The organism is Hydrogenophaga sp. (assembly GCF_026125785.1).
Classification (GTDB): Bacteria; Pseudomonadota; Gammaproteobacteria; order Burkholderiales; family Burkholderiaceae_C; genus Hydrogenophaga.
The window spans coordinates 14,618-37,619 of the sequence record NZ_JAHCKL010000026.1; the positions used below are offsets into that span (position 1 = coordinate 14,618).

Annotated in this window: 19 protein-coding genes; 11 read left to right on the forward strand and 8 right to left on the reverse strand. The window is 69.4% G+C overall.

Annotation, left to right across the window (positions count from 1 at the left end; translation table 11 throughout):
- Nucleotides 1–10 precede the first annotated feature (10 nt).
- From KIT53_RS18080 to queC, 7 genes are all read left to right on the forward strand, one after another.
- A complete protein-coding gene (locus tag KIT53_RS18080) occupies nt 11–706 on the forward strand; it encodes a flagellar basal body L-ring protein FlgH (protein ID WP_297755624.1) in 696 nt (231 codons plus the stop codon).
- Nucleotides 707–753: 47 nt separating this feature from the next.
- Nucleotides 754–1,878, forward strand: coding sequence for a flagellar basal body P-ring protein FlgI (locus KIT53_RS18085; RefSeq protein WP_297755627.1), 1,125 nt, complete (start codon nt 754–756; stop codon nt 1,876–1,878).
- A 127-nt stretch (nt 1,879–2,005) separates the two neighbouring features.
- Nucleotides 2,006–2,860, forward strand: a complete 855-nt coding sequence (gene flgJ / locus KIT53_RS18090) for a flagellar assembly peptidoglycan hydrolase FlgJ (protein ID WP_297755630.1) — start codon at nt 2,006–2,008, stop codon at nt 2,858–2,860.
- Between the two features lie 20 nt (nt 2,861–2,880).
- Nucleotides 2,881–4,797 (forward strand): flagellar hook-associated protein FlgK, encoded by a 1,917-nt coding sequence (flgK, locus tag KIT53_RS18095; protein WP_297755632.1) that lies wholly within the window; start codon nt 2,881–2,883, stop codon nt 4,795–4,797.
- Nucleotides 4,798–4,876: 79 nt separating this feature from the next.
- Nucleotides 4,877–6,094, forward strand: coding sequence for a flagellar hook-associated protein FlgL (gene flgL, locus KIT53_RS18100; protein ID WP_297755635.1), 1,218 nt, complete (start codon nt 4,877–4,879; stop codon nt 6,092–6,094).
- Nucleotides 6,095–6,124: 30 nt separating this feature from the next.
- Complete coding sequence (locus tag KIT53_RS18105) at nt 6,125–7,321, forward strand: HDOD domain-containing protein (protein ID WP_297755637.1); 1,197 nt, start codon at nt 6,125–6,127, stop codon at nt 7,319–7,321.
- An 81-nt stretch (nt 7,322–7,402) separates the two neighbouring features.
- Nucleotides 7,403–8,167 carry a 7-cyano-7-deazaguanine synthase QueC gene (queC, locus tag KIT53_RS18110; RefSeq protein WP_297755639.1) on the forward strand — a complete coding sequence of 255 codons (765 nt, stop codon included), beginning with the start codon at nt 7,403–7,405 and terminating at the stop codon, nt 8,165–8,167.
- On the opposite strand, the gene KIT53_RS18115 is transcribed toward queC, so the two are convergent.
- Entirely contained in the window at nt 8,083–9,081 is a 999-nt protein-coding gene (locus KIT53_RS18115; protein WP_297755641.1) for a LysR family transcriptional regulator, read from the reverse strand. The two genes, queC and KIT53_RS18115, sit on opposite strands and share 85 nt — an antisense overlap.
- A 118-nt stretch (nt 9,082–9,199) precedes the next feature.
- Between KIT53_RS18115 and KIT53_RS18120 the strand changes: the two genes are divergently transcribed.
- The 3 genes from KIT53_RS18120 to KIT53_RS18130 are packed head-to-tail and all read left to right on the forward strand — an operon-like array spanning nt 9,200 to nt 12,528.
- Nucleotides 9,200–10,186 (forward strand): tripartite tricarboxylate transporter substrate-binding protein, encoded by a 987-nt coding sequence (locus KIT53_RS18120; protein ID WP_297755660.1) that lies wholly within the window; start codon nt 9,200–9,202, stop codon nt 10,184–10,186.
- A 22-nt stretch (nt 10,187–10,208) separates the two neighbouring features.
- On the forward strand, nt 10,209–11,483 hold the full coding sequence (locus KIT53_RS18125; RefSeq protein WP_297755663.1) for an FAD-dependent oxidoreductase: 1,275 nt from the start codon (nt 10,209–10,211) through the stop codon (nt 11,481–11,483).
- A gap of 4 nt (nt 11,484–11,487) precedes the next feature.
- Nucleotides 11,488–12,528 carry a Gfo/Idh/MocA family oxidoreductase gene (locus KIT53_RS18130; protein WP_297755666.1) on the forward strand — a complete coding sequence of 347 codons (1,041 nt, stop codon included), beginning with the start codon at nt 11,488–11,490 and terminating at the stop codon, nt 12,526–12,528.
- On the opposite strand, the gene KIT53_RS18135 is transcribed toward KIT53_RS18130, so the two are convergent.
- Entirely contained in the window at nt 12,515–14,293 is a 1,779-nt protein-coding gene (locus tag KIT53_RS18135) for an ABC transporter ATP-binding protein/permease (protein ID WP_297755668.1), read from the reverse strand. The two genes, KIT53_RS18130 and KIT53_RS18135, sit on opposite strands and share 14 nt — an antisense overlap.
- Nucleotides 14,294–14,579: 286 nt before the next feature.
- On the opposite strand from KIT53_RS18135, the gene KIT53_RS18140 reads away from it, so the two are divergent.
- On the forward strand, nt 14,580–15,524 hold the full coding sequence (locus KIT53_RS18140; RefSeq protein ID WP_297755671.1) for a M28 family peptidase: 945 nt from the start codon (nt 14,580–14,582) through the stop codon (nt 15,522–15,524).
- A gap of 85 nt (nt 15,525–15,609) precedes the next feature.
- Here the strand turns inward: KIT53_RS18140 and KIT53_RS18145 are convergent, their stop codons facing one another.
- From KIT53_RS18145 to gspM, 6 genes are all read right to left on the reverse strand, one after another.
- Nucleotides 15,610–16,509 (reverse strand): 5'-nucleotidase, encoded by a 900-nt coding sequence (locus KIT53_RS18145; RefSeq protein WP_297755674.1) that lies wholly within the window; start codon nt 16,507–16,509, stop codon nt 15,610–15,612.
- Between the two features lie 112 nt (nt 16,510–16,621).
- Nucleotides 16,622–17,851: a type II secretion system inner membrane protein GspF gene (gene gspF, locus KIT53_RS18150; protein ID WP_297755677.1), complete on the reverse strand. Its 1,230-nt coding sequence runs from the start codon at nt 17,849–17,851 to the stop codon at nt 16,622–16,624.
- A gap of 212 nt (nt 17,852–18,063) precedes the next feature.
- Nucleotides 18,064–19,506: a type II secretion system ATPase GspE gene (gene gspE, locus KIT53_RS18155; RefSeq protein ID WP_297755679.1), complete on the reverse strand. Its 1,443-nt coding sequence runs from the start codon at nt 19,504–19,506 to the stop codon at nt 18,064–18,066.
- Nucleotides 19,507–19,522: 16 nt separating this feature from the next.
- On the reverse strand, nt 19,523–21,640 hold the full coding sequence (gene gspD, locus KIT53_RS18160) for a type II secretion system secretin GspD (protein ID WP_297755682.1): 2,118 nt from the start codon (nt 21,638–21,640) through the stop codon (nt 19,523–19,525).
- A 49-nt stretch (nt 21,641–21,689) separates the two neighbouring features.
- A complete protein-coding gene (gspN, locus tag KIT53_RS18165; protein ID WP_297755685.1) occupies nt 21,690–22,472 on the reverse strand; it encodes a type II secretion system protein N in 783 nt (260 codons plus the stop codon).
- On the reverse strand, nt 22,469–23,002 hold the full coding sequence (gene gspM, locus KIT53_RS18170) for a type II secretion system protein GspM (RefSeq protein ID WP_297755689.1): 534 nt from the start codon (nt 23,000–23,002) through the stop codon (nt 22,469–22,471). The genes gspN and gspM overlap by 4 nt, the downstream gene beginning before the upstream one ends.

The window sequence follows — 23,002 nt, forward strand, 5'->3', positions numbered from 1 at the left end:
CTCTCCAAGGATGCGTATGAACACCCGACCCCTGTTTCTCCTGGCCATGCTGGGCCTGGGGCTGCTTGTTTCCGGTTGCGAAACCCTGCAGCGCACGCCGCAGGTGGACCTGGTGCCGGCGCGGCCGGTGCACTACGTGCAGCAGGATGCGCCAGCGTCGCCGACGCCCAGCGGCAGCCTGTTCCAGCCCGTCACCTACCGGCCCGCGTTCGAGGATCCGCGCGCGCGCCTGCCCGGGGACACCCTGACGGTGCAGATCACCGAGCGGGTGACGGCGAGCCAGAAGTCCTCGGCCTCGATCGACCGCAAAGGCAATGCCTCGGCCGGCATTTCCGCGCTGCCTTTCTTCAAGGGCGGTCCGTTCGACCGCGCCAACCTGGGCGCGCAAAGCAACAACGCCTTCTCGGGCGACGGCAGCACCGAAAGCGCCAACACCTTCTCCGGCACCATCACCACCACGGTGCAGGAAGTCCTGCCCAACGGCCACCTGCTGGTGGTGGGCGAGAAGCAGATCGGCGTGAACCAGAACGTGGACGTGCTGCGCTTCTCCGGCACCGTGGACCCGCGCCAGATCAAGCCGGGCAATGTGGTGCCCTCGACCCAGGTGGCCAACGCGCGCATCGAGTCGCGGGGGCGCGGTGCGCAGAACGAAGCGCTTTCAATTGGCTGGTTGGCACGGTTCTTTTTGAGCGTTCTCCCGTTCTGATGAAGTCCCAGAATGGACCAGGAATTGCTCTCTACAGGAATGCCGCCGTGAACCGCCTTCTCTCATTTCTCCGTCCGCTGGCCCTGGCCGGCGCCGCGCTCGCCGTGGCGCTGCCCGCCGCGGCGCAAGCCATCCGCGTCAAGGAGATCGCCGCCGTGCAGGGCGTGCGCAGCAACCAGCTCACCGGCTATGGCCTGGTGGTGGGCCTGGACGGCACCGGCGACCAGACCACGCAGATGCCGTACACCGCGCAGAGCATGAACAACTACCTGCAGCAGATGGGCCTGTCGCTGCCGCCGGGCGCGAGCATGCAGCTCAAGAACGTGGCGGCGGTGATGGTGACCGCGCAGTTGCCGGCCTTCGCCCAGCCCGGGCAGGCGATCGACGTGACGGTGTCTTCCATCGGCAACGCCAAGTCGCTGCGTGGCGGCACGCTCATCACCACGCCGCTGCGCGGCGCCGACGGCGAGATCTACGCGCTGGCGCAGGGCAACCTGCTGGTGGGTGGTGCCGGCGCGTCCGCCGGCGGCAGCAAGGTGCAGATCAACCACCTGAGCGCGGGCCGCGTGCCCGGCGGTGCCCAGGTCGAACGCGCGGTGCCCACCCCGTTTGCCTTGGGCGAGACCATCGACCTCGGCCTGAATTCGAGCGACTTCCAGACCGCCAGCCGCGTGACCGACGCCATCAACCGTGCCATGGGCGCGGGTGTGGCCAGCGCGCTGGACGGCCGTGTGGTGCGCCTGCGCGCACCCGCCAACCCCAGCGAGCGCGTGGCCTTCCTGGCGCGCGTGGAAGAGGTGCGCCTGGACGCCGCCGTGCCCACCGCGCGCGTGATCATCAATTCGCGCACCGGCTCCATCGTCATGAACCAGGCCGTCACGCTGGGGGCGTGCGCGGTTTCGCACGGCAACCTCTCGGTCAGCATCAGCTCCACGCCGGTGATCAGCCAGCCCAACCCGCTGTCGGTGGGTGGGCAGACGGTGGTGAGCGAGAAGGCCAACATCCAGATCAGCCAGGACAAGGGCTCGCTCATCCAGCTCGACACCGCGCCGCAGCTTGGCGACGTGGTGCGCGCGCTCAACACCCTGGGCGCCACGCCGCAGGACCTGCTGGCCATCCTGCAGGCCATCAAGGCCTCGGGTGCGCTCAACGCGGAACTCGAGGTGATATGAAGCCCACCTCCGTCGCTTGCTCACTGCGTGTGGCCGCGCGCCCCTTCGAGGCTGCGGCCCGGCAAAGCCGGTTCCGCGGCGTTCCCGGGCTGGCCGGCCTGCGCTCCTGACGATCCAGGCATCGGGTATGAGTACCTCTCCCTTGTCTCCGCAAGGCCTCGCGGCCGACCCGACGGCGCTCAATGCGCTGCGCTATGGCGCGGGCAAGGACGACAAGGCCGCGCTCAAGGAGGCGGCCAAGCAGTTCGAAGCCCTGTTCATGCGCGAGCTCATCAAGAGCATGCGCGAGGCCACGCAGAAGTCCGGCCTGATGGATGGCGAGGGCAGTGACATGGGCACCGAACTGCTGGACCAGCAGTTCGCGGTGCAGCTCTCCGGCCTGCCGGGTGGGCTCTCGCAGGCCATCGAGCGCCAGCTCTCGCGCCAGATCCGGCCCGAGGGCGCCGGTGCCGCGTCCGGCAGCGGCGCCGCCGACGGCGACACCACCGTGGGTCGCCTGAGCGGCGGGCCGCGCCAGGCGGCCTTCGTGGACCAGCACAGCCAGGCCGCCTCGGCCGTGGCGCGCGAATCCGGCATTCCGGCCAGTTTCATGATCGGCCAGGCCGGTCACGAGACCGGCTGGGGCCGCAGCGAGATCCGCCACGCGGACGGTGCGCCGTCGTTCAACCTGTTTGGCATCAAGGCCACCGACAACTGGAAGGGCAAGGTCGCCGAGGTCACGACCACCGAGTACATCGACGGCGAGCCGCGCAAGCTGGTGGCGAAGTTCCGCGCCTACGACTCGTACGCCGACTCGTTCCGCGACTATGCCCGCCTGATCAGCCAGAGCCCGCGCTATGGCCAGGTGATGGAGCAGCTCGACTCGGTGCAGGGCTTTGCCTCCGGCCTGCAGAAGGCCGGCTATGCCACCGACCCGCAGTACGCCGCCAAGCTCAGCCGCGCCATCAACACCACGCTGAATCTGCAGCGGGCCCAGTCCTGATTCCAACGAGGTGAGATGCCATGTCTTCCGCACTGAATATCGCCACGCGCGCGCTCACCACCAACATGGCCGCGCTGCAGGTGGTCGGCCACAACATCGCCAACGTCAACACCACGGGCTATTCGCGCCAGAGCGTGGAGTTGCAGGTCTCGGGTTACCAGGCGCTGGGCAATGGCTACTTCGGCAAGGGCGTGGACATCTCCACCGTGGAGCGCGCGCACAACGCCTACCTCACGCGCGAGGCGCGCGTGGCCGGTTCGGTGGCGGCGGCCGACGCACTGCGCCTGGAGCGGCTGCAGCAACTGGAGTCGGCCTTCCCCACCGGGGACTCCGGCCTGGGCTCCGCCATGAACAGCATGCTCAACGCCTGGATCGACGTGTCTTCGTCGCCCACCAACTCCACGGCGCGCGTGGTCGCCATCGCGCGGGCGGAGGAGTTCGCCTCTCGCTTGCGCAACACCGCCGGCCAACTCGACACGCTGGCCGCCAGCGCGCAGAAGCAGGTCGAGGGTTCGGTGAAAACCATCAACGGCCTGGCGCAGGACCTGGCCAAGGTCAACCAGCGCATCATCGAGTCCGGTGGCCAGTTGCACACGCCCAATGACCTGCTGGACCAGCGCGACCAGATCCTGCGCGAACTGGGTCAGCAGGTGCAGATCAGCACCGTGGAGGCCAGCAACGGCAGCGTGAACGTGTTCGTGGCCGGTAGTCAGCCGCTGGTGCTGGGCCAGTCCTCCAACCAGCTCGCGGTCACGCGCGATCCCAACGACAACTCGCGCATCGCGCTCAACTTCGTGCAGGGTGGCGCCGCCTCGCCGGTGGACAACGCCACCCTGGGTGGTGGCGAACTCTCCGGCCTCATGACGTTCCTGAACAAGGACCTGGTCGACGTGCAGAACCTGCTGGGCCGCATGGCGCTGGCCACGGCCACGTCGGTCAATGCCCAGCACGCGCTCGGCGTGGACCTGCAGGGCAATGCCGGCCAGGCCTTCTTCGTGCCGCCGGCCTCGGCCATCGGCATCGCCGCGGCCGGCAACGGAGGCAACGCCCAGGTCAGCGCCGCCGTGAGCGACCCCACGGCGCTCATCGCCTCCGACTACGAGGTGCGTTTCGAGACCGGCGGCATCAGCGTGGTGCGGCTGTCCGATGGCACCAGCACACCGGTGTCGTCCATGCCCGCCGTGGTCGATGGCCTGAGCTTCAACATCGACCACGGGAGCGCCGTTCCCGGCGACCGCTTCAAGGTGCGCCCCTACGAGGCCGCGGCGCGCAACATGCAGCTGGCCATCAGCTCGCCCGACCGTCTGGCCGCGGCCAGCCCGGTGATGGTCGCGCCGGGCAACGGCAACGCCGGAGGCCTGAGCGTGGAGAGCCTGTACGCCACCTCGGCCTCCGCCAACCTCACGGATCCGGTCACCATCACCTTCCAGGCCGATGGCAGTTTCACCGTCACCGGCCTGGGGCCGGGCAACCCGCCGCCCGACAACGCCGGCCCGCCGCCGAGCTACAACTTCAAGCCCGGCGAGCCCATGGTCTTCAACGGCTGGAGCCTCACGCTGCGCGGCAGCCCAACCGCTGGCGACAGCTTCAGCATCGGCGCCGCGCCTGCGGGCAGCACCACGCAGAACGCGGGCAACGCCGGCGCCATGCTGGCGCTGCGCGACCGCGCCACCTTCGAGGGCGTGCCGCTGTCGGACGGCTACATCAGCCTGTTCTCCGACGTCGGTACCCGGGTGCAGGGCGCGCAGTTCGCCGCCAGCTTCTCCGGCCAGGTGGCCTCCACCGCGGAAACCGCGCGGGCCAATGTGGCCGGCGTGAACCTCGACGAGGAGGCTGCGCGGCTGCTGCAGTTCCAGCAGGCCTACCAGGCCTCGGCCAAGTTCCTGCAGGTGGCTCAGAGCACGTTCGACAGCCTGCTGCAGACGGTGGGCCGATGAGGATGACGAGGTACTCCCCGCGCGACCGCCTGGGCAGGGGGGTGTTTCTTCGGGTATTTGATGGGGATGGGGTATTGCCATGACGCGAATCGCTACAGCCAACAGCTACGACAACACCATCGCCAACCTGGCGCGGCGGCAGGCGGAGTTGTCGCGCCTGCAGGAGAACCTGGCCACGGGCAAGCGGGTGCTCAAACCGAGCGACGACCCGGTGGCGGCCACGCTGGCGGAGACGGCGGCGAACCGGCTCTCGCGCACGCAGGCGGACCTGCGGGCGCTGGAGGCGTCGCGCACCAGCCTGCAGCAGGCCGAGTCGGGCCTGGCGGAATCGGGCGACCTGATCCAGCGCGTGCGGGATCTGCTGGTGACCGCCGGCAATGCCACGTTCACTTCGAGCGAGCGTGAGGACGTTGCCCGCCAGCTCGAAGGCCTGCGCGAGCAGCTGGTGGCCGTGGCCAACCGGCAGGACAGTTCGGGCCGCACGCTGTTCGGCGGCCTGGGCGGTGCCGCCACGCCTTTCGTGGACCTGTACGGACCCAGCGGCGCTGGCGTGCAGTTCGAAGGCCAGCGTGGGCAGGCCGCGGCCGGCAATGCGTCGCTGCCGCAGGCGCTGGATGGCAACGCCATCTGGATGCGCGTGCCGCAGGGCAATGGCACCTTCACCATCGGCCTGGGCGCGGGCAACACCGGCGGCGTGAGCACCGACATGGGTCAGGTGACCGACGCCACGCAACTCACCGGCAACGACTACCGCATCGATTTCGCCGACGTGGGCGGCGTGATCCAGTACACCGTGACCAACGCCACCACCGGCACGCCGGTGGCGGGGCAGACCGGCGTGCCCTACGAAGCAAACAAGACCATCAGCTTCGACGGCATCTCGCTGCAGATGCGCGGCGAGGCCGCCGCGGGCGACCGCATCGACATCAACCCGGTGAGCGGCCCGACCGACATCTTCTCCGTGGTGCAGAACGCCATCGACGCGCTGCGCCAGGACGCACCCAACCGCAGTGCCGTGCAGGGCCAGGCCCTGGCGCGCGCCATGACCGAGCTGGACGCGGCGCACGACAAGGTGCTGCTGGCGCGTGGGCGTGCCGGTGAGTGGCTCAACCGAGCCGACTCGCTCAACACGCTGATGGAGACACGCAGCGTGGACCTGGACACCGAGCGCTCGCGCCTGGAGGACATGGACATGGTCAAGGGCATTTCCGATTTCCAGAACCAGCAGGTGGGACTGGAGGCGGCCATCAAGTCGTACGCCCAGGTGCAGCGCATGTCGCTGTTCCAGGTGATCTGAGACACCTGCCGGGGACACCGACGGATCTTCATGCTGAGCCACACCGTTCTTGACAGCATCGCACTGGGCTACGAGCCGGTGTGGAACCGCGCGCGCGAGCTCGCCGCCGTGCGCCTGGGCGTGCGCGCCGTGCACCCGGAATCGGTCGACGCCCACCACCTGATGCAGGCCCTGGGCGACGACTGGCCCGAGAGCGCGCCGGTGCTCATTCTCGGCGTGGAGAACCCGCGCCTGCTGCAGCAGGCCATGGCCTGCGCGCCGGTCCACAACACCTGGCTGGAAGTGCCCGGCGTCTGGTTCGAGGCGCCCGAGACCCTGGCCCGCGTCCAGGCCGCGGCCCGCAGCGGCCACCAGATCCTGCGCCGCACCGATCTGGCTGCACTGCAGGGGCGCATCGGCGGCCCGGGCGAGGTGCGCAACCTGCTGCGCCTGGGCGCGCAGGGCATGCCCGCGGGCCTGCTGGGCCAACTGGTGGAGGGCGTGACCACGCAGACCCTGGCGCGCGAGTGCCTGGACCGCGCGGGAGCCTGGGGCCTGCTGGACTGGCCGGAAGACGACGTGCTCAACGCCCACCGCCACCAGCCGCTGAACTACGACGCCGGCGTGATCCGGCAGGTGCTGCGCGCCATCGAGGACGAGGACTGCTCCATCGAACACCTGGAGCGCCTGGTGCGCCAGGACCCGGTGCTGGTCTACCGCATCCTGATGCTGGTCAACTCCGCGGCCTACGGCCTGCGGCACGAGATCGCCTCGCTGCGCCACGCGCTGATGATGCTGGGCTTCCGGGAACTCGGCCGCTGGCTGGTGGACCAGCTGCCCTCCAGCGAACCCGACCGCGACCTGCACCCGGTGCGTTACGCCATGGTGATGCGCGCGCGCCTGGCCCAGCACCTGCTGGCCAGCGGTTCCGACGACGCCCTGCGCGGCGAGGTCTACACCACCGCGCTGCTGGCCCGGCTGGACCGCCTGCTGCACCAGCCGCTGGCCGACCTGCTGCACCGCCTGCCCCTGGCCGGCCGGGTGTACGACGCCCTGCTGCGCCACGACGGCCCCTACCACCCGCTGCTGGACGTGGCGCGCGCCATGGGCGAGCGCGGCCAGTTGCACAGCGTGCCGGCGGTGTGCCAGCGGCACGACATCAGCCTGGAACACGCCAACCGGGCCCTCATCCGCATGCTGGCCACCAGCCGGGACCACGCCAGCAAGCGTTCCGAACGCATGACCTGACCCCCCCGCGCCGGGCCGGTGGCCTGCCCCGGGGCCGTTCGAGGGCGTTTGCGCGGCATGGCCTCGCGCTACCATCCTGGCATGACCGTTCCCGCGCCCCATCCCACCCCCCAGCACACCAGCGCCCTGGTGCTGTTCTCGGGAGGCCAGGACTCCACCACCTGCCTGGCTTCAGCCCTGTCCCGCTTTCCCCGAGTCGAGACCATAGGCTTCGACTACGGCCAGCGCCACCGCGTCGAGCTCGATGCGCGCCAGGTGGTGCTGCGCGAACTGCGCCAGCGTTTCCCGGCCTGGTCGCAGCGGCTGGGTGAAGACCACCTGCTCGACCTGGGTGTGCTGGGCAAGGTGAGCGAGACCTCGCTGACGCGCGACATGGCCTTTCGCATGGAGGCCAGTGGGCTGCCCAACACCTTTGTGCCGGGGCGCAACCTGCTGTTCATGACCCTGGCCGCCGCGCTGGCCTACCGGCGTGGCATCCAGGTCATCGTCACCGGCGTCTGCGAGACCGACTTCTCCGGCTACCCCGACTGCCGCGACGACACCATGAAGGCCTTGCAGGTGGCGCTCTCGCTGGGCATGGACCACCGCTTCCTGATCGACACACCCTTGATGTGGATCGACAAGGCGGCCACCTGGCGCCTGGCCCATGAGCTGGGTGAGTCGGCGGTGCTGGTGGGCGGCGGCAGCGCGCTGGTGAACCTGATCGTCGAGCACACCCACACCTGCTACCTCGGCGACCGCGAGCACCGCCACCCCTGGGGCTACGGTTGCGGGAGCTGCCCCGCCTGCGAACTGCGCGCGCGCGGCTGGGCGGGTTTCTGTGGCGAGGATCTGCTGCGCGCCTGAACACCCCTGCCGCCGGCCACGCTGCGCAGGGCTTCGATGAACTCGTCCGTGCCGCGCGGGCGCGGGCGCAGGCCTGACCAGTACACGTACACCGGCACCGGCAGGCTGCGCTGCAGGGGAACGGCTTTCAGGCCCAGCGCCTCGCAGCCCATGGCGGAGAACTCGTCCACGATGGCCACGCCCAGGCCCTGGCGCACCATGGCGATCGCCAGTTGCACCACCCGCACGTAGATCGACACGTCCAGCCGGGTGTTCGAGCGCGCCAGAGAGGCCGCGATGATGCGGCCATGCGGGGTCTCCATCTCGAAGGAGATGAAGCGCCGGCCTCGCAATTCGCCGGCCGCCAGGCTGGGGCGGCCCGCCAGCGGGTCGTCCTGCGGCAGCAGGCAGACCAGGCGTCCCCGCGCGACCGTGGTGCGTGCCAGCGCCGGGTCGTCCAGGTCGGCGATGGAGGCCACGCAGGCGCCCTGGGCGAACCAGAGGTAGTCGCGGATGGCCTTCTCGCCCAGCAGATCGCAGTGGAAGCGCCGCTCGCCGGCCTGCGCGGACAGGCGTGCGAGCACCTGGGGAATCAATTGCTGGCTCACGCTGGGCGAGGTGCCGAAGCGGAAGATGGCGTTGTCGCCACGCGCGATGGCCTGGATGGATTCGATGAGCTGGCCAAAGCGGCCGTGCACCCGCTCGATCTCTTCGAAGATGCGCTGGGCTTCTTCGGTGGGCACCAGCCGGCCGCCCATGCGTTCGAACAGGCGCGTGCCGAGCTGCTCCTCGAAGCGGCGCAGCGTCACGCTCAGGCCGGGCTGCGAAACGAACAGCTGGCGCGCCGCCGCGCTCAGCGTGCGCGTGATCATCAGGGTGCGGAAGACCTCGATCTGGCGCTCGCTGATCTTCAGGCTGGGGTCGATTCTGGCCATAAACAGAGGTTATCGATAACCAAAAACAAAGTAGTTTCGGTTCTAGCACGGAAGCCAGATACTGCGCTCGGTTCCATAGCCAGGCCGACGAATGGCCACCTTCAAGAGGAGACACCCCATGCAGCGAAGAGACCTGTTGCGCTCGGTCCTGGCGGCCGGCACCCTGACAGCGAGTGGGTTGCCGCTGGCGCGCGCTCAGGGCGCGGCCTGGCCGCAGCGCCCGATCAAGCTGGTCGTGCCCTATCCCGCGGGCAGTTCGCCGGACGTGGTGGCGCGCCTGCTGGCCGGCCAGATGGAGAAGGCACTCGGTCAGCCCATCGTCATCGACAACCGCGCGGGCGCGGGCGGTACGCTGGGTACGGGCGTGGTGGCCAAGGCCACGGCCGACGACCACACCTTTCTCTTCACCACCCAGTCGCCGCTGGTCACCGCGCCGCTGCTGATGAAACAGCTGCCGTACGACCCCTTCACCGAACTGGCGCCGGTCACGCAGGTGGCCACTTCGCCGCTGGTGCTGGCGGTGGATCCCCGGCTGGGCGCGAACAACGTGCGCGACTTCGTGCGGCTGGCCAAGGCCAGCAACGGCAGCTTCAACTACGCCAGCACCGGCATCGGGCAGGCCACGCACCTCTCGATGGAACTGTTCAAGACGCGCGCGGGTTTCGACATCCTGCACGTGCCTTTCCAATCCTCTCCGCAGGCGGTCACCGCCATGCTGGGCGGGCAGATCCAGGCGTCCTTCATGGTGCCGGGTGTGGCCATGGGCCACGTGCAGGCCGGCAAGCTCACCGTGGTGGGCGTGACCTCGGCCCAGCGCCTGCCCGGCCTGCCGGATGTGCCCACGATCGCCGAACAGGGCTACCCGGACTACGAGTCGGTGGCCTGGCATGCGGTGCTGGCGCCGGCGCGCACGCATCCGGCGGTGCTGGAGCGCATGGCGGCCGAAGCGGCCAAGGTGATTGGTTCCAGCGGCTTTCGCACGCCTCTGGCGGCCCAGTACTTCGCGCCCACCGGCGGCGGGCCGGCGGAACTGGCGGCCATCATGAAGCGCGAATCGGCGCTCTGGGGCAAGGTGATCCAGGCCGCGGGCATCCAGCCTTCATGAGCACAGTGCGGAGGGTGACCGCGTGAACCGTCCGGCGGGCCGTGAGAGCTACGACGTGGTGGTGGTGGGCGCTGGAGCCGGCGGCGCGGCGGCGGCCATTGCCGCCGCGCGCGGCGGCGCACGCACCCTGCTGATTGAACGCAACGCCTTCATGGGCGGTGCGGCCACGCAGTCCCAGGTGCTGGCCTACTGCGGCTTCTTCGTGTTTGGTGACATGCCGGTGCGCATGGTGCGTGGCATTGGCCAGGAGGTGCTGGAAGAACTGGCGCTGCTGGGCCTGTTCATCGAGCCCTGGCGTGCCCGCAGCGGCGCCTGGATCGTGCTGCTCGACGTGGAGGCCACCAAGCTGGCGTTCGACCGGCTGCTGACCCGCAGCCAGGTGGACCTGCTGCTGCACACGCAACTGGTGGATGCACGCCGCAGCGGTGATCGCCTGGAGGCCGTGGTGGTGGCCGATTACCGGGGGCTGCGCGAGATCGAGGCGCGCTGCTTCGTGGACGCCAGCGGCCACGCCTGCCTCAGCAGCTTCGCCGGCGTACCGCTGTCGCAGGACGGCAGCCCGGGCCAGTTCCGCCAGCCCGCCTCGCTGCCCATCCGCATCGGCGGGGTGCCGGAGGGCGTCGAGGTGGATCGCGAGCGCCTGGCGCGGCTGGTGCAGGCGCACAACCTGACCGGCAAGCCGCGCATCACGCGCGAGGACGGCGGCGCCATGTTCCGGTTGCCATTGACCGGTGACTACTGGACCATGGCTGTGGACCTGGACACCGACGGTGTCTCCGGCCCCGACCTGGCGCGCGCCGAAACGCAGGCGCGCGAGATGGCCTGGCACTACGTGCAGGTGCTGCGCCAGCACCCGGGCTTCGAGCGCGCGACGTTGCTGGCCTCCGGGCCGCAACTGGGCATCCGCGAGAGCCGCCGCCCGCGTTCGCGGCGCGACGTGACCGAGGCCGATGCGCTGGCGGGCCGGCGCGATGTCACCGGTATCGCGCGCGCGGCCTGGCCCATGGAGATGCACGAGGCCCCGGGCCGCGCCAAGTGGGTGGCGCTGGGTGGCGACGGTTTCTTCGATGTGCCGCACGACGCCATCGTGGCCGAGGGCCTCTCCAACCTGCGCCTGGCCGGCCGGGTGATCGGGGCGGACACGCGCGCCTACGCCTCGGTGCGTGTGATGGGGACCGCGTTCGCCACCGGACAGGCCGCCGGCGTGTCGGCCGCGTTCACGGCCGACGGCGACGGCGGGCAGGGGCTCGCGCAACGCGTGCGCCGGGAACTGGACCGCCAGGGCGCCCTGGTCTGACGCCATGTCCCGCCGGTACCGCATCGGACTCATCGGCGCCGGTCGCATCGGCCAGCTTCATGGCCGCATCATCGGCCAGCACCCCTCGTGCACGCTGGCCCTGGTGCAGGACGACGAGCCTGCGATGGCGCAGGCGCTGGCCGAGCTGCATGGCGGGCGGGCCGTGGCCACGGCCGACGACATCCTGGGCGACCCGGCCATCGACGCGGTGGTGGTGGCCTCGCGCACGGAAACCCATTGCGACCTGATCGCCGCCTGCGTGGCCGCCGGCAAACCCGTGCTGTGCGAGAAACCGATCGATCTCTCGCTGGCGCGCGTGCGCGACTGCCACGAGCAGATCAAGGACCGGCCCAGCCTGGTGCAGTTGGGCTTCAACCGCCGCTACGACGACAACTTCATCGCCCTGCGGCGGGCCATCGAGGCGGGCGAGGTCGGCGCGGTGGAGAGCATGCACATCATCACCCGCGTGCCCACGCCGCCGCCCTACCGTTATGTGCGGGAGAGCGGTGGCCTGTTCCGGGACATGACCATCCACGACTTCGATCTCGCGCGCTTTTTGCTGGGCGCCGATCCGGTGGGCGTGTTCGCGCACGGCGCGGCACTGATAGACCCCGGGCTGGCCGCGGAGGGCGATGTCGACAGCGCCATGGTGCTCATGGGCTTTGCCGATGGCTCGGCCGTGCACGTCACCAACAGCCGGCGCTGCGTCTATGGGCTGGACCACCGGGTGGAGGTGTTCGGCTCGGAGGGCATGCTCAGCCTGCAGAACGGCCTGGGCGCTCCGCTGCTGCGCTCGGACCGGCGCGGCACCGCGCGCGCACCGCTGCACCACGAGTCGCCCATCACCGGTTACCTGCGCTCCTTCGTCAACCAGTGGTCCGCGTTCCTGGAGGCCTTGCAGACGCGGGTGGTTACTGGCGCCGGTTTCGCCGATGGCTGGAACGCGCTGGCCATCGCGCAGGCCGCCGTCGATTCCATGGCGACACGCTGCGCCGTAGACCCGCAGCCCAGCTACGCGCCGCAGTCCCGGCTCAGCGTTCGGTGAGCCGGTAGCGTACCTCGGGGCTGCCGGTGGGCTCCAGGCCCCAGCGCCGGCGGTGGAAGGCGGCCAGCGTGGAGCGGTGGGCAATGGACACCAGCGCGCCGCGCGCCTGCCGCACCTGTTCCAGCAGGCGCTGGTAGACGGTGGCTTCGGCATCCTCGTCCAGCGCGCTGGTGGCCTCGTCGGCCAATACCCAGGCCGGCTTCTTGAGCAGCACGCGCGCGATCGCCAGGCGCTGGCGCTCACCGCCGGAGAGCTTCTGACTCCAGGCGTCCTCGCGGTCGAGCTGGTCGGCCAGTTCCGGCAGCAGGGCTTCGTTCAACGCGGCGCGCAGGTCCTGGTCCAGGTAGCGGTCGGCCGGGTCGGGGTAGGCCAGGGCGTCGCGCAGCCGGCCGTCCGGGAAGTAGGGCCGCTGCGGGATGAACATGGTGTCTTCGGGCAGCGCCACGCGGCCGCGCGCGTGAGGCCAGATGCCGGATAGCGCGCGGAACAGGCTGGACTTGCCGCTGCCCGATGGGCCATGCAGCAGCACCGTGTCGCCGGGCTGCACGCGCAGGTCCACGCCGGCCAGCAGGCGCGTGCCGCCAGGCAGGTCCACGTCCAGGCCGTGCGCCACGATGCCGTCGGTCGACCCGGTCTGCTCCAGCTCGTCACGGGTCTGCGACTGGTGCGAGAGACTCTCCTCGAAGCCGATCAGACGGTCGGTGGTGGCCTTCCAGACCGCCAGCGACATGTAGTTGTCGACCAGCCAGGAGAGCGAGTCCTGCACGCGGCCGAAGGCCGAGTTGATCTGCATGAGCTGGCCGAGCTGGATGGCGCCGCTGAAATAGCGCGGCGCCGCGACGATCATGGGGAAGATGATGGCCGCCTGGGAGAAGAAGCTGCTGAACCAGGTGAGCTGCTTCTGGTTGCGGATAAGGGCGAAGTAGTTGCCCATGACATCGCGGAAACGCAGGTCCAGGTGGTGGCGTTCGACGCGCTCACCGCCATCGAGCGCGATCGACTCGCTGTATTCCCGCACCCGCACCATGTGGTGGCGGAAGTTGGCTTCCAGCATCTGCTGCTGGAAATTCAGCCGCACCTGCGGGCGGCCGATCCAGTGCGCGATGGCGCTGCCCACGGCACAGTACAGCACCGCGGCCCAGACCATGTAGCCGTAGATTTCCCACTGCCCGCCACCCAGCGCTTGCGGTGCGGTGAAGCTCAGCGAGCCGCTGAGCGTCCAAAGGATGCCGACGAAACTCACCAGCGTGATCAGGGCATTGAACATGCCCATGGACAACGAAACGGTGTAGCTGGTGAACAGGTTCAGGTCTTCCTGGATGCGCTGGTCCGGGTTGTCCGGTGTGCCATTCTCGTCTGCGGTGTAGCGCGCCAGTTCCATACGGTAGAAGGCCTTGTGGGCCAGCCAGCGGGCCATGTAGTGGTCGGTCAGCCAGACGCGCCAGCGCAGTTGCAGGATCTGCGTGAGGTAGAACTTGTAAACCGCCAGCACGATGTAGATCAGGGCCAGCCAGCCGAAGCGACCGATCTGTTGCCAGAACACCGGCTGGTCCTTGGCTTGCAGGGCGTCGTAGAACACGCGGTACCACTCGTTGATCTGCACCAGCATGAAGACCGTGCCCAGGTTGAGCAGGACCACCGCCAGCAGCAGGCCGCGAGCGCGCCATTTTTCCTCGGACTGGAAGTAGGGCATGGCGAACGTGCCGATGCGCTTGAGCGTGGGCCAGAGCGAGGCCGGGCGGGAGGCGGGGGCGGATGCTGTCATGGATGAAACCCTGGGCTGGTCGGGCACGGGCGTGCCCGGAGGTGATGCGCATCGTAGCGGTTCGGCCGCCCGCTGCGCTGAGGCGGGGCTGAGGGCATTGGGTGGAATTCAGACGGCAATTGGTGTCTTTGACCCTGGCCCCCTGCGTGCGACGCGCAATGATCCGTGCTTCGGAAAATCCTGAGAAGCAGCCTGCCGGCTGTTGACTCGCTTTGCAAAGCGGCGGAATTGGGATTGGGATCGTTCGCATCGAGATGAGGATCAAGCCATGCTCCGGAAGTTTTTGATGGCAGTCGTGCTCGTGGGATGGGCAGTGGCCACCGTTGTCACGGGCATGCTGCTTCAGCCCTTCGTCATACCCATCGCTTCAACACCACCCGCCGTGGACGCCAGGCAGCTCGAACAGCACGTCAGGTACCTCTCTCAAGATTTGCACCCGCGCAACCACGAACATCACGAGAACCTTGAACGGGCTGCGGCTTATATCCAGAGGGCACTCGAAGCCTTCGGAGCCGACGTGTCCATTCAGGAAGTGGTCGTCGAAGGAACCCGCTACAGAAACGTCATCGCAAAATTCGGCTCACCCACTGGGCCCGTGCGGGTGATTGGTGCCCACTACGACTCCCACGGGGACACACCCGGCGCCGACGACAATGCCAGCGGCGTGGCAGGCCTTCTGGAGCTGGCGCGCCTTCTGGGCCGCTCTCCCCCGCCACGCGCTATTGAACTCGTGGCCTACACCCTGGAAGAGCCACCACATTTCCGAACGGAACACATGGGAAGCGCATGGCATGCACGCTCCATGAGCGCGGCCCATCGGGACGTCGAACTCATGCTGTCCCTTGAAATGATCGGTTACTTTTCCGATGAGCCGGGAAGCCAGCGCTACCCCTTTCCGGCACTCGCGTCGTTGTACCCCGACCGAGGCAATTTCATCGCACTCGTGGGTCGGCTGGATGACTTTGGCCAAATGAGAAAAGTGAAGGCCGCCATGGCTGGCGCCACCACGCTCCCGGTTCGTTCCATCAACGCGCCAGCCACCTTGCGGGGCGTCGACTTTTCAGACCATCTGAATTACTGGAACGAAGGCATGCCAGCGATCATGGTCACCGACACGGCATTCATGCGCAACCGCAATTACCACCAGCCGCAAGACACGTTCGAGAGGCTGGACTATGAGCGGATGGCAAAGGTGGTACAGGGGGTCTACGCCTTCGCTCAACGGCCGTGAGAGGCCCAGCCAGTCCCGGATGCCAAATGGTATTGGGTGTGCCAGGTGATGCGGATGCGGCGGGGCAGGACGCCAGGAAACGCTCCTAGCCGCCGTTGCTCACGCCACTGGCCACGTGCCCGGCAGGTACGTGCTGCGCGGCGGACTCGATGTGGCCGGTCTGGTCGTCGAAGAAAAAGTCGGGTTCGAACTCGCGCAGGAACTCGCCCTTGGGCAGGCCGCCCAGGAACATGGCCTCGTCGACCTCGATGTTCCAGTTCATCAGCGTGCGGATGGCGCGCTCGTGCGCGGGTGCGCTGCGCGCGGTCACCAGCGCGGTGCGGATGCGCATGAGCGGCGTGCCTTCGCTCTGCAGCCGGTGCAGGGCTTCCAGCAGAGGCTTGAAGGGGCCGCCCTCCAGCGGTGTGGCGGCCTTGGCCGACTCGTGCGCCTGGAAGGCCGAGAGGCCCTGTGCCTGGAAGACGCGCTCGGCCTCGTCGGAGAACAGCACCGCGTCGCCGTCGAAGGCGATGCGGACCTCATGGGGGTGCGCATCGCTGGCGTGCACGGACTGAGGATAGACCTGTGCCGCGGGCACCCCGGCATCGAGCGCGGCACGCACGTCGGCCAGGTGGGTGGAGAGAAACAGGTTGGCCCGCAGCGGCCGCAGGTAGCGCCACGGCGGCTGGCCGCGCGTGAAGCTGCCGCGCTGGATCGGCAGGCCGTAGTGCTGGGCCGAGCGGAACACCCGCATGCCCGAGACCGGGTCGTTGCGCGAGAGGATCACCACCTCCACCCGCTGCGCATGGGCGTCGTTGAAGGCCAGCAGCTTGTGCACCAGCGAGAACGCCACGCCCGGCGCGGCCGGCTGGTCCAGGCGATCGAGCTGCAGCTTCATGTAGGCCCGGTCGTCCCCGGTCTCGAAGACCTGGTTCTCCTCCTCGAAGTCGAACAGCGCGCGCGAGGAGATGGCAACGACCAGCTTGCCTTCAAGCGTCACACCCATGCAATGGCTCCCGAAAGAGGGGTGGTTGAACCGTGAACGCCGCGGAACTGGCTCTGCCAGGCCGCAGGCGCTGCCCCTTTGAAGGGGACGCGCGGAGCGCGGCGGGGGAGGGTCATGTCACCAGCTGGTTCAGTTGGATGATGGGCATCAGGACCGCCAGCACGATCAGCATCACCACCAGGCCCATGCCCACGATGAGCAGCGGCTCCAGGATGGTGGCCATGTGCATGGCGCGGCGCTGCACCTCGGCACCGAGCTGGGCGGCGGCGCGGTCGAGCATGGCGGGCAGTTGCCCGGTCTGCTCGCCCAGGCGCGCGAACATGGACACCAGCGGTGGAAAGCGCTTCTTGCTGCCCAGTGCGGAGGCCAGCGGCGCGCCTTCGCGCACCAGCACCAGTGCGTCCAGCGCGTCGGCCCGCATGGCCTGGTTGCCCAGGGTCTCGGCGGCGGTCTGCAGCGCTCGCAGGATGGGCACGCCCGCCGCCGCCAGCATGGCCAGCGTGGCCGCGAAGCGCGCCGCGTTGTAGCCGCGCGCCAGGCGGCCCACCAGTGGCAGGCGCAGCCAGGCAGCGTCCATGCGCAGGCGCAGCGCCTCGCTGCGCCGCGCGGCGATGAGGGCAATGGCGCCCAGCACCAGCAGGCCCGCCAGCAGCCAGCCATACCCGCGCACGAAGTCGCTCAGGTTGAGCATGGCCACCGTGAGCAGCGGCAGTGCGCGCTTGCTGCCGGCGAACACATTGGCCACCTGCGGCACCACATACGACACCAGGAAGACCACGATGACGATGGCCACCACCGTGACGATGGCCGGGTAGAGCGAGGCGGCCACGATCTTGTTGCGCAGCACCTCGCGCGCCTCCAGGTCGTCGGCCAGGCGCTCCAGCACCGCGCCGAGCTGCCCGCTCTGCTCGCCAGCGGCGATCACGGCCGTGAAGGTGGGCGAGAACTCGCGCGGGTACTGCGACAGCGCGCGGGCAAAGGTCGAGCCGCCATTGACCTCCGAGCGCAGGGAGGCCATGAGGTTGCGCTGGCGCTCGACTTCGGCTTCTTCCGTCAGCGCCGACAGCGCCCGCTCCAGTGGCAGCCCCGCGCTCACGAGGCCCGCCAACTGGCGCGTCCACACCGCCAGCGTGGTGGCATTGAAAGCCCGCCCGCCCCACAGCGTGATGTTCAGCCCGCCCGACTTCTCCTCGCTCGGCGCGCTGGACGCAGGCTCCACCAGCAGCGGCACCAGCGCCCGCGCCCGCAACATGCTGCGCGCCGCCCGCGCCGTGTCGGCGTCGATCAGGCCCTTCTGCGTGACCCCCTGCGCATCCAGGGCTTCAAAGGTGTAGGCAGGCATGTCAGGCTGCAACCCATAAAGCACCGAGGGCCCGACCCAGGACCCCCGAGATGCCGAGAGCCCAGCCAGCCCAAGGCCGCGCAGCGAGGCCGCAGCTCCCAGAGATGCCGAGGGTCCGGCTCCGCCGGCCCAAGGCATCGTCCCCCCTCGAAGCGCCGAAGGCGCGCCACGGAGGGGGGAAGCCGCGCAGCGGCGCAGGGGGGTGTCTCATCCTAATCCCGCGTCACCGACATGACCTCTTCAGGCGAGGTGATGCCCGCCTCGACCAGGCGCTGGCCGTCCGCGCGCATGGAGCGCAGGCCGGCTTCCTCGGCCGCCACGTACACCTTGCTCTCGGCCGCACGGTTGTGGATGAGCGAGCGGATCTTGTCGTCGGCCACCATCAGCTCGTAGATGCCGGTGCGGCCCTTGTAGCCGGTCTGGTTGCAGTGTTCGCAGCCCACCGGGTGCCAGTGGCCCCGGCCGTCCTGGCGGCGGCAGTGCGGGCAGAGCTTGCGCACCAGGCGCTGCGCCAGCACGCCCAGCAGCGAGGAACTCAGCAGGAAGGGCTCCACGCCCATGTCGGTGAGGCGGGTGACGGCGCTGGGGGCGTCGTTGGTGTGCAGCGTGGCGAGCACCAAGTGGCCGGTGAGCGAGGCCTGGATGGCGATCTGCGCGGTCTCGAAGTCCCGGATCTCGCCGATCATGATCACGTCCGGGTCCTGGCGCAGGATGGCACGCAGGGCCTTGGCGAAAGTCAGGTCGATGCGCGCATTGACCTGCGTCTGGCCCACCCCCGGCAGCTCGTATTCGATCGGGTCTTCCACCGTCATGATGTTCTGCGTGCCCGCGTCCAGGCGCTGCAGCGCGGCGTACAGCGTGGTGGTCTTGCCCGAGCCGGTGGGGCCGGTCACCAGGATGATGCCGTGCGGCTGCCCGATGAGCCGGCGGAAACTCTCCAGCACGTCGCCCTGCATGCCCACGGCCTCCAGGCTGAGCTTGCTCTCGCTCTTGTCCAGCAGGCGCAGCACCGCGCGCTCGCCATGGGCGCTGGGCAGGGTGGAGACGCGCACGTCCACCGCGCGCGTGCCGATGCGCAGCGAGATGCGGCCGTCCTGCGGCAGGCGTTTTTCCGAGATGTCGAGTTCGGCCATGATCTTCAGGCGCGAGATCAGGGCCGCATGCAGCGCGCGGTTGGGCTGGACCACCTCGCGCAGCGTGCCGTCCACGCGGAAGCGCACGCTGGAATGGCGCTCGAAGGGTTCGATGTGGATGTCGCTGGCGCCGTCGCGCGCGGCCTGGGTGAGCAGCGCGTTGAGCATGCGGATGATGGGCGCGTCGTCGGCGGTTTCCAGCAGGTCCTCGATCGCCGGCAGCTCCTGCATCATGCGGCTGAGGTCGGCATCGCCCTGGACTTCGCTCACCACGGCGGCGGCGCTGGACTCGCCCTGCGCGTAGGCCGCGCTGATGCGCTGCCGGAGCGTTTCGCCGTCTTCCCAGAGCATCTCCTGGACGTCGTGGCTGCGCAGGATTTCCGTGAGGGCCGACAGCCGGCGCGTGCGTGCGGCGGTGTCCGGTGCCGGCGTGCTGCTGCCCAGCAGCGTGCGGGTGCTGCCATCGTCCTCAAGCAGCCACTGGTGCTCGCGGGCGAAGGCGTAGGGCAGTGGGTACTTCACGGCCGGGTGCTCGTCGTCAGTTGGGCGTCGGGCCCTGCTGCGGAGCGGCCGACGGGGCGGGCTTGGGCAGCACCGGCCCTTCGTTGACCTGCAGCACCTTGCTGTTGGTGGGCTGGGCGTTCTGCTGCGTGGAGCGCATGAAGTCGTAGCGGTCCATGGCCAGGGTGCTGGTGTCGCGTGCGTCGCGCAGCACCACCGGGCGCAGGAACACCATCAGGTTGGTCTTCTTGCGCGAGCGCGTCTCGCTGCGGAACAGGTTGCCCAGCAAGGGCACGTCGCCCAGGCCAGGTACCTTGTCCTGGTTGCCGGCGTACTCGTCCTGCAACAGGCCGCCCAGCACGACGATGGCGCCGTCGTCCACCAGCACGGTGGACTCGATGGTGCGCTTGTTCGTGATCAGACCGGTGGTCGAGTTGATGGAGTTGGGCTGCACGCTGCTGACCTCCTGGTAGATGGTCATCTTGATGGTGCCGTTCTCGCTGATCTGCGGCCGCACGCGCAGCGTCAGGCCGACGTCCTTGCGCTCGATGGTCTGGAAGGGGTTGACCGAGCCGTTGCTTGCGCCGGTGTTGGTGAACTGCCCGGTCACGAAGGGCACGTTCTGGCCAATGACGATCTTGGCTTCCTCGTTGTCCAGCGTGAGCAGGTTGGGGGTGGAGAGGATGTTGCCCTCGCCGTTCTGCTGCAGGAAACGCGCCAGGAAGCCCAGCACGTAGACGCCGTTGGTGCGGCGCGCGGCGCCGATGTTCAGGCCCGGAGACGGCGCGGTACTGCCCTGGGCCAGGTCGACGATGTTGCTGCCGCCGGTGCCGAAGTTGGTGCCCAGCAAACCGATCACGCGGTCGCCCGAGTTGCCGATCGCGCCCTGCCACTGGATGCCGAACTCGGCCGCCTTCTCGGCATTGACCTCGGCGATCAGGCTTTCCACGTACACCTGCGCGCGGCGCGAGTCGAGCTGGTCGATGACCGCGCGCAACTGGCGGTACTGGGGCTCCGGCGCGGTGATGATGAGCGAGTTGGTGGCCGGATCGGCCTGGATCTGGCCGCCGGTGGAGGGCTGTGCGCTGCCAGAGACCGGCGTGGTGGACGGTGTGCTGCCGGCGGCTGTGGTGCTGGCCGCGGTCGATGCGGTGCTCCGGGAGGCCGATGACAGGCCGGAGACGCTGCTGCCGCCCGATTCTCCCGCCATGGCCGCGCGCAGCGTGGTGGCCAGCGCGGTCGCGTCGGCGTTCTTCAGGTAGACCACGTGGATGTTGCCGTTGGCGTTTTCCGACGCGGGCCGGTCCAGCCGCGCCACCAGCGAGCGCACCAGCGCCAGGCGCGCCGGGTTGGCCGCGCGCAGCACCAGGCTGTTGCTGCGCGGCTCGGCCACCAGCGTGGTCTTGTACGAGGCGTCGTTCTGCGTGCCGCCGGCCACGGAAGGGTCGATCAGCCGCGTGATCAGCACCACCAGGTCTGCCGCGACCGCGTGCTGCAGCGGGATGACCTCGACGTCGGTGGCCCCCGCCACGTCCAGCGCCGCGATGATGCGGCCGATGCGCTGCAGGTTGTCGGCGTAGTCGGTGATGACGAGCGAGTTGTTGCCCGGGTTGACGTTGATGGTGTTGTTGGGCCCGATCAGCGGGCGCAGCACCGGCACCAGGTTGTTGGCGGATTCGTGGTTGAGGCGGAAGATCTGCGTGACCACGGTGTTGGATGCGGGCAGGGCCGAGACCGAGCCCGCACTGACCACATTGCCCTGCAGCTTGGCGTCGGCCTCGGGCACGATCTTGTAGAGGCCGCCGGTGTCCACCAGCGAGAAGCCCTGCAGGCGCAGCACGGCGGCAAACTGGTTGAGCGCGGCGGTGGGCGTGACAGGGCGCTCGGTGGCCAGGTTGATGGTGCCCTTGACGCGCGGGTCGACCACCACGTTGCGGCCGGTGATGGCGGCCATGGTGCGCGCCACGGATTCGATCTCCGCGCCAACGAAATTCAGCGTGACCGGCTCACGGGTCTGTGCATGCGCCGAAGGCAGGGGGCTCTGGCCGGTGGCGAGCAGCAGCGCCAACGCGAGCGCGCTCAGCACGGCGCCGTGCGCCAGCGCGGCAGGCCGCTTGGGCCGGGCAGGGGCGACACGGTGGAGGTTCGGGTTCATGGCGCGATCGTATCTTGGTTCGTGAGTGACAAAACGTAGGGCTTGTGCGTCATCCGATACTGAGCAGCGAGCGCGCACCCTGGCGGCGTCCGACGATGTTGAGCAGGTTGGCCAGCGCGGCTTCGCTGTCGGGCGCGGCCTGCGCCACACCCTGAAAGCGCAGCCGCCCGCCCACCCATTGGCCCGAGCCCTGCAGTTGCAGTTCGCCACGCAAGGTCTGCAGGTCCAGTGACGTGGTGTTGCCCGCCGCATCGGCGCGCACGTCCATGCGGTAGCTGCCCAGGGGGCGCAGCGTGGACAGGCGGGAGACCAGGTCGATGGCTTCGATCGAGGCCTCGCCTTGCAGGCTGGTGCGGCCCTGGTCCCAGCGCAGGGTGAGGCCGCCGGTCTGCAAGGCCAGCTGGCCCTCCATGCGCAAGGTGTTCCAGGGGGTGCCCAGGCCGGTCAGCAGCTCGGCCGGCCAATGGCTGCGCGAGCTGGCCACGCGCAGTTCCGCGCCGCCCAGGCGCGGCACCAGGGTCAGGGCCATCGGCTGCGGCGTGCAGCACGGCGCGGCCAGCCGCAGCACCAGAGCGGGCGCGCCGCCAGCCAGGGTGGGGCGCAGCCGCCACTGCAGACCCTGCGGCAGCGAGGCCAGGGTGCGGCTGCCCTCGCCGCCCGTGAGCAGGAGGTCGGCCTGGCCGCTCCATACGGTGCCGCGTGCATTCACCAGTTGGACCTGGCCGCCGGTGGCTGCGCCGACGCGGTCGGTCAGCCACCGGGCCGGGGCAAAGAACACCAGCGCGACCAGCACGCCGGCGAGGCCGCCGATCCAGGCCAGGCGGCGCGTCATGAGCCGGCACCCAGGCTGGGGCCCGAGAGCACGATGGTGCCGCTCCAGCCAGGGCTGCCCGGTTCCCGGGAGAGCTGGGATTGCAGCGGCAGCAGGCGCGCGTTGATGCGCACCTGCGCCAGCCACTGGGCCAGCGCGTCGGGGGCGGTGTTGCGCAAAGTCACGGTGGCGCGGTCGCCCAGCACCGAGAGCTGGGCGGTGCCGCCCAGGCCGTTGGTGGCGACTTCCAGCGTGCGCAGCGATTCGTCGCGGCTGGGCGGCTGGGCGGTGCTCTGGCCACGCAGGCCCTCGGCGGCGGCGGCCATGCGCTGCATCTGGCCGAGCTGGGCGTCCAGCTTGGCGTGGCGTTCTCCGGCATGCACCAGCGTGTCCAGGGCGGGCGACACCGCCAGCCACCACACCAGGCCCAGGCCCAGCACCCAGGCGGCCACGGTCACGGCACGCCGCTCGCGCGGCGCCAGGCGGTTCAAGGCGTTGGAGACGGCAGCGCGGGCGCGCACCAGGGGTTGGGAACTGGCGGAAAGGGCCAT